At 37.0% G+C, this 6,065-nt stretch carries 5 protein-coding genes; all 5 read left to right on the forward strand.

What is annotated here, in order from left to right; translation table 11 throughout:
- The first annotated feature begins 582 nt into the window (after window positions 1-582).
- The gene (locus F6K06_RS32945; RefSeq protein ID WP_124145156.1) at window positions 583-1,677 is read left to right on the forward strand and encodes an ArsA family ATPase; all 1,095 of its coding nucleotides are present in this window, start codon (window positions 583-585) and stop codon (window positions 1,675-1,677) included.
- A gap of 447 nt (window positions 1,678-2,124) precedes the next feature.
- Entirely contained in the window at window positions 2,125-3,105 is a 981-nt protein-coding gene (gene chlG, locus F6K06_RS32950) for a chlorophyll synthase ChlG (RefSeq protein WP_124145157.1), read from the forward strand.
- Between the two features lie 472 nt (window positions 3,106-3,577).
- Window positions 3,578-3,823, forward strand: a complete 246-nt coding sequence (locus F6K06_RS32955) for a hypothetical protein (RefSeq protein ID WP_124145158.1) — start codon at window positions 3,578-3,580, stop codon at window positions 3,821-3,823.
- A 221-nt stretch (window positions 3,824-4,044) separates the two neighbouring features.
- On the forward strand, window positions 4,045-4,314 hold the full coding sequence (locus tag F6K06_RS32960; RefSeq protein WP_205127379.1) for a hypothetical protein: 270 nt from the start codon (window positions 4,045-4,047) through the stop codon (window positions 4,312-4,314).
- A gap of 747 nt (window positions 4,315-5,061) precedes the next feature.
- Window positions 5,062-5,721: a hypothetical protein gene (locus F6K06_RS32965; protein WP_124145159.1), complete on the forward strand. Its 660-nt coding sequence runs from the start codon at window positions 5,062-5,064 to the stop codon at window positions 5,719-5,721.
- Window positions 5,722-6,065: the final 344 nt, after the last annotated feature.

Genomic DNA, 6,065 nt, shown 5'->3' on the forward strand with positions numbered 1-6,065 from the left:
GCAATAAATATCAAAAATAGGGCGGTAGGGCATTCCGTCCTTAAAGCTCGTGGAGTCCGACGGGGTACCGGGACTGCGAAACGAGAAGCCCACACTATACCGCAAGGTTAGTGTGGGAGTATGTCACAACCAGAACAGTACGATACTCTACTTCAGCTAGCTGCGTTGCACAATGACGAATGATTACGAGAATTGAGGAATTTGCCGATGTTTCAAATCATAAACCAGCAAGTCCATTGATCTGTACAACATATCAATGGACTTGGAGTAGTACAAAGTTTTGCGATTTTTGGAAGATTCTCAAGTGCAAAATAGCTAAACTGCATCAATTAATAGCTAGACAAAGGTTAGACTGGCAATTCAAACTTGCTGATCATTTGTTCAGTATAGGAAATTTTTCTCCAAGTGCGGTGTTGCGGAGGACATTGAACTTTAAAATCTTTGGTATAGACTTGGGAAATCAGCTAAATCTATAAATATCAAGTTCAGAAAATTAATTATAACTAAAGTATTATTCTAAAGTAAACTAAATAATTACAAAATGTAAATGTTCCTTGATTCTAAACTTTTGATAGATAAATAATGACCATTACTTACACATTTTTGGGTAAAGGTGGTACAGGTCGAACTACCATTGCATTTGCCACTGCCAAACAATACGCTAGCCTTGGTAAACGAGTCTTATTTGTCGGACAAGAACCAACTCCTGCATTATCCTTGTTATTAGGTGCTAATATTGGCCCAGAACCTACAGAAATAGACTCCAATCTCAAAGCAGTCAATATTCAGGCAGCAAGTTTACTAGAAAGCGGTTGGGAAGAACTGAAAAAACTAGAAGCTGAATATATCCGTACACCCTTCTTTAAAAAGGTATATGGTCAAGAACTGGGAGTATTACCAGGAGTAGAAGGAATTCTGACGATTAATACTATGCGGGGATATAGTACTAGTGGGGAATATGATGTAATTATTTATGATGGCACAGGAGATAAGGAGACTTTACGACTTTTGGGTTCGGCGGAAATTATGAGTTGGTATATTCGTCGCTTCCGTCAAGTTCTTCTCGACTCAGATGTCTACAAAGCTATTTCTCCATTTGTTCAACCTATTAGTAGTGCTATTCTAAATGTTGATTGGACAGGGGATAATTTTTCTCAACCTACTGAAAAAATCAATGAACTGTTAGATAATGCTAAAGCTACTATAGCTGACCCAAATAGAGTAGCAGCATACTTGGTTACTACTAAAGATCCAGCAGCGATCGCCACAGCAAAATATTTATGGGGAAGTTCCCAACAAGTTAATCTGACTGTAGGGGGAGTAATTCTGAATCAGGCAGATTTAGCGGATAATGTTGCTGATGAATTTGCACCACTATCTGTAACTCCGATTCCCCGTCGTTCTACTGAAGATTGGCAACCTCTAATGGATGCTCTGCCAGATTTTAGTCAAGCAGTTAAGGCTCCTAAGCCTATCATCATAGATATTCAAAAAAGTCAAGTAAGTTTATTTTTGCCTGGTTTTGATAAAAAACAAATTGGACTTACTCAATATGGACCAGAAGTAACAATTGAAGCTGGAGACCAAAGAAGAAATATTTTCCTTCCACCTCCTCTTAGCGGAAAACCTGTAACTGGTGCAAAGTTCCAAGATGGTTATTTGATTATTTCTTTTTAGAGGCAGTAGGGAGTAGGCAGTAGGCAGTAGAGAAGATGGGGTGACGGGGAGTAGGAAAAAAGATTGATTTTTTGCTTTGCTCAAAAGTTTATAGTAATTTTCAGAGATATTAACTACACAACCAAAACCAAAATCTTGTAGGGATTTTTCATGGAATGTCCCTACAGTAGTCTACTAAAATAAAAACTGTTGTAATTTCAAAAAAGTAGGTTGAAAAACTTCTCACAAAACATTTTCAAACTTAGTATATAAATTACTTTGACCAAAAAGTAAGGTCATAACCTTTCCCTTTTAAGGGTATGAAAAGCGGTCGAGAGATGGGGAAGAAACCTTGCCATATCCAATCGACCAAGAGAACAGAAACTTCAGGATTTTCTGGCCTCCCTATTCCATAGAGGTACTGATAACTGATAACTGATAACTGATAATTGATAACTGATAACTGAAATGACTAATCGAGAAACAAAAACAGAAGAAAATAGCACTGCTAAAACCAGACAAATATTAGGAATGAAAGGTGCAGCAAGTGGAGAAACTAATATTTGGAAAATCCGCTTGCAACTAATGAAACCCATAACTTGGATTCCTTTAATCTGGGGAGTAGTTTGTGGAGCTGCATCTTCAGGAAATTATAGCTGGAATCTAGAAAATGTACTACAGTCTGCTACTTGTATGTTAATAGCAGGACCTTTGATGGCGGGTTATACGCAAACTTTAAATGATTTTTATGACAAAGAAATAGACGCTATTAATGAACCTTATCGACCGATTCCTTCAGGTGCAATTTCTATTCCTCAAGTTGTGACTCAAATTCTAGTTTTGTTACTATCAGGGGTTGGCATATCATATATTCTCGATTTGTGGGCTGGTCACGATTTTCCAATGATTACTATATTGTGTTTGTTCGGAGCATTTTTAGCTTATATTTATTCAGCACCTCCACTAAAGTTAAAACAAAATGGTTGGTTAGGAAATTATGCTTTAGGTTCTAGTTATATTGCTTTGCCTTGGTGGACTGGTCATGCTTTATTTGGAGAGTTAAATTTAACAATTGTAATTCTGACTTTGTTTTATAGTTTTGCTGGATTAGGAATTGCTGTAGTTAATGATTTTAAGAGTGTGGAAGGAGATGAAAAGTTGGGTTTAAAATCATTACCAGTTATGTTTGGCATTGGTACGGCGGCTTGGATTTGTGTATTAATGATTGATATTTTTCAAGCTGGAGTGGCAGCTTATTTAATTAGTATTCAAGAAAATTTGTATGCTGTAATTTTGCTATTGATGGTAATTCCTCAGATTACTTTTCAGGATATGTATTTTCTCAGAAATCCTCTAGAAAATGATGTGAAATATCAAGCAAGTGCCCAACCTTTTTTAGTATTAGGTATGTTAATTACTGGTTTAGCTCTGGGTCATGCAGGAGTTTAGTCTTTTCAGTTATTAGTTAATAAGAAGAAGCAAGAAGCAAGAAGGTTAAAGATTTTCTAATGTTGATATTATTAATTTGAACTGGAACCCGCCCTTACTATTAGACTTCTCTAATAAGACCCCACCCTTAAGGGCGGAGTTTAAATATAATCAATCCCACAGAAATCATCAATTATTTCCCCCTACTCCCTATTCCCTATTTTTTGAATTTTCAACAGACAGAATAAACTAGATTTCATCGAATGACAAAAAAACAAAAAAAGTCGATATTAGCAGTAAACGTCTAATTGGAATTGCCCTCAGTCGTTGGGTAGAATGGGTGAGTCAAATTCCGAATGTTACTGTCAAAGAAATTATTTCTTCAGACTTCCAGTGGGTAAGTTGAGAAGGGTATGTTTTGCTGCGTGTTTCTAGTCAAGAGTATGGAGAGTTTCTTGTTGTGAATGAAATGCAATTAAGGTAAAACACAGAAATGCCACTTCGGATGTATGCTTATGCCGTATTAGCAGAAGAAAAATACAAAAAACATATTTATACGGTATTAATAAATATTCTCCAACCGAGCACAACCACAGAAATAGTCAAAAGAGGTGAACAACGAGGCGAACAAAGAGGAATACTTTCTGGAATAGAACTAGGGTTAGAATTGAAATTTTGCTCTTTAGGAAAAGAGATATTTTCAGAGATTAATGCTATTGAAAATATTCAGGTTTTTTGAAGAAGGAGACAGGAGACAGGAGACAGGAGACAGGAGGAAAATTACATGGGGATTCTAACCCCAAGTAATTTTGAACACCGTGTAGACGGTGGGGTATTAAACCCACAAAGAAAATGATAAACAATTCTCGCCTCTCTCAAAACTATGGAGACTATCGAGCAATTACGGCAAATTTATCAGTCAGATTCTTAAACAATATATTCTGAAAAAAAGTGTAAATTTTGTTTATTTCCCTAATGCCTTTTGTTCCTATTCTTAAAGGTGGAGGAGAAGAAGCAATTGTGAGAGAAGCGTTGCAACTTTTGCGGGAGGATGAACAACTTTCAGAATTAGAAAATTTACTAGAATTTTTTGCTACATTTGTATTAAAGAAGCGGTCAGCTCTCAGTAATCAGCAGTCAGCAAGATTATTTTTTAACGTGGGAGAAGGGGATTTCAACCCCTATCCTGCCGCGGGGTTGCAGGGGAAACCCAGATCTGCTAAAAGCTGATAGCTAAATAGTACAAAAAATAATGAGGTGGGATATGGCAGTTTTACAACAATCTTCTTGGTATCAACAAATTTTACAAGAGGGAGTAGCAATTGGCGAACAACGAGGCGAACAAAGAGGAATACTTTCTGGAATATAACTAGGATTAGAATTGAAATTTGGTGAATCAGGAAAGGAGATATTTTCAGAGATTAATGCTATTGAAAATATTCAGGTTTTATAAACAATTCTCACCTCTGTCAAAACTGTGGAAATTATCGAGCAATTACGGCAAATTTATCAATAGTATTGGCTGCTGGGAGTAGCGATCGCTCCCAACTTCTAATACACATAAATTATGCAAAGGCACTATACATAAAGTCTGGCAAAGCGCGATCGTTCCCAATACCTTTATAAATACACAATCAATGTTCTATGAAAATATTTTATTGATTCAAAAATTTACCCCAATCAAACTTAGGCCAGGTACGATGAAAATTAAAGGCTGACAAACTTACAAAAAGCATTGATAGATAAACGGTTGAGCGTTTTATGCCAGAGATTTATGGAAGGAGGAATGTTCGCGGGTGTTGAAAATAGTTACTTAATCCGGAAAAATGAAAAATTACTTGTATAAATAAGATTCAGAAGATTTACGAAAACGATGTTACTGTTATGAAAATTTGATGAAGTTGGCAAAATGCTCTTGACAGTAGGGGGGAAGAATAGAATGAAAAAAATTTAAACAAATACAAGAAACATACCATTATGAAAAATTGGAAGAAAATTGGTCAGTCAATTGCTACTGGCGCTGGCGCTGCTCTACTAGCTTCCTTTGCCAACCTGTTGGCGCCAACAAGCGAAGCAAGAGCTTTTACGTTAAAGTACGATGAGGATGGTGTTCATGTTACCCGAATAGAAGGACTATCTGTGGGTGAAGATACTTTTAACGTAGATTTTATAAATGGAACTTTTGAGCAAGCGTATGGTGTTACCCTAGAAGAGTTTGATTTCTTTGAAGATAATCAAGCTTCTGAGCTTTTTAATTCTATCCAGAAATCACTAGGCGCTGAGTCGCTTTATATATCTGATTCAGAATATGATTGGGAGCAGGGATTGTTTGTGTTTGATGTAGCTGTAGACTATTTCTTTCTACCATTTCTGATGACGGATGGCGGTGTGACTGCAGGGACAAGAAGCTTCTTTCTTGAGGGTAATTGGAAATTAGAATTGGATGATCTTGTAAGTGTGGGGGAACTTGGAGATTATGTGAATGAGAACGATTTCATGTGGGCTGTGTGGTCGGTGGCGGAAGCGGGAGATGGTGGAGGAGAGGAGGTGTCAACTCCCGAACCCTCTCTAATTTTTGGTTTGACCGCACTAGGCGGTTTAATGCTAGGTAGCAATGCTAGGAAGAATAAAAGCTAGAAAGAAGAAGAGAGGGGAGTTTACCTTTCTCTTTTTTTTCTTTTATGGTACCTGGCACTTTTCAGTTATCAGTTATCAGCGATCGGCGAACCCAGAAACCCGGTTTCTTCAAGAAACCGGGTTTCTTTGCGTAACTAAACCCTCCCCCTTTTTCAGTTATCAGTTATCAGTTATCAGTAGACAAGAGACAACCCACCCCTAACCCTTTTTAGTTATCATTGGACTTTGGACAAAAAGTAACTAACAGTTAGCGTAATAATTACGCTAATCAAACAGGATAATACCGCTCTATCTCCAGTGAATTTAATCACTGAAAAAAGGCATTGAAGAAGGAGACAGGAGAC

Origin of the sequence: Okeania sp. SIO1H4 (assembly GCF_010672695.1) — a bacterium.
GTDB lineage: Bacteria > Cyanobacteriota > Cyanobacteriia > Cyanobacteriales > Microcoleaceae > Okeania > Okeania hirsuta.